Origin of the sequence: Granulicatella sp. WM01 (assembly GCF_004570605.1) — a bacterium.
In the GTDB taxonomy this organism is placed as follows: domain Bacteria; phylum Bacillota; class Bacilli; order Lactobacillales; family Aerococcaceae; genus WM01.
The window spans coordinates 1-387 of record NZ_SPPB01000144.1 but is presented as its reverse complement, the minus strand read 5'-3'; the positions used below and the strand labels follow the sequence as shown (position 1 = coordinate 387).

Below are 387 nucleotides of genomic sequence, written 5' to 3'. Positions count from 1 at the left end.
TGATAGCGGTTAGCGTACGCTATTCATTCATTTGAATGAGGTTCAATAAATAAAAGGAAGCTAACCTTGGGCAGGTTGCTTCCTTTTTTATAGCGATTCAATTGCAAGTCTGGTGCCGCACAGCACCTAAATCACCGCCTGAATCACCATCGACGCATCAGCGCAGAACCAGAACAGGGATGTGCGAATGCGTCAGCACATGCTGTGTTTCGCTGCCCAGCAGCAGGCGCTTGACGCCCTTGCGGCCGTGCGAGGCCATCACGATCAGGTCGCAGTCGTGCTTGGCGGCCGCGGCGATGATCGCCTCGGCGACGAGGTCCGACTTGGCCACCACGGGCTTGACCTTCACGCCTTGCGCATCGCCCAGCTGCCGGATGCCGTCCAGCA

The 387-nt window shown here is 57.1% G+C and carries 1 protein-coding gene; it reads right to left on the bottom strand.

All coding sequences use genetic code 11. The features are described 5' to 3' along the window. Window positions 1-157 precede the first annotated feature (157 nt). On the bottom strand, window positions 158-387 hold a 230-nt coding region (locus E4T68_RS09035), incomplete at its 5' end, for a universal stress protein (protein ID WP_135126072.1).